The following is a 462-nucleotide window of genomic DNA, read 5'->3' as shown; positions in this document are numbered from 1 at the left end:
CTACTTGATAGATTTTTTGTTCGTATTTGATTGTAAATGGTAAGTAACTGTGTTTTCTACGCTAGACATCCACCGCCAGGGACGGGCGTCCGCCGGCAGCAGGGCATGGGTAGGTGAGGGAGTCGGACAGCAGAGCCAACCCGTTATACTTCAGTGATTGTGATTGTCAGGTCTTCGGTTTCCTGGGCGCTGTCGCCCGTTTCGAGGGTTGCAGAGAGATCAGAAACCCCGCCCGCAGACACCTCTTCGCTGTGGGTATCGCCGCTCCCGTTGATATCGGAAAGAAGGCCGCTGCCGGTACTCAGCTCAACGTTGAACGCCGTCGAGTTTCCGTCGTCGTTGTTGACCAGTTTGAAGAACCCACTTTCATAGTCGTACGTACTGTTTGGCATCAGCCGTTCGTCGGTTCCACCGTCCTCGTATCCAAAGACGACAGACACATCGTTCGCGATGAGGCTTACG

1 pseudogene is annotated in these 462 nt (G+C 53.9%); it reads right to left on the bottom strand.

The window, feature by feature from the left end:
• Positions 1-143: 143 nt before the first annotated feature.
• Positions 144-462 (bottom strand): annotated as a pseudogene (locus tag IL252_RS17305) (hypothetical protein); the annotation flags it as partial.

The organism is Halomicrobium sp. IBSBa (genome assembly GCF_017612575.1).
Classification (GTDB): domain Archaea; phylum Halobacteriota; class Halobacteria; order Halobacteriales; family Haloarculaceae; genus Halomicrobium.
The sequence above is the reverse complement of the archived record's forward strand: the minus strand, read 5'-3'. Positions and strand labels throughout refer to the sequence as shown.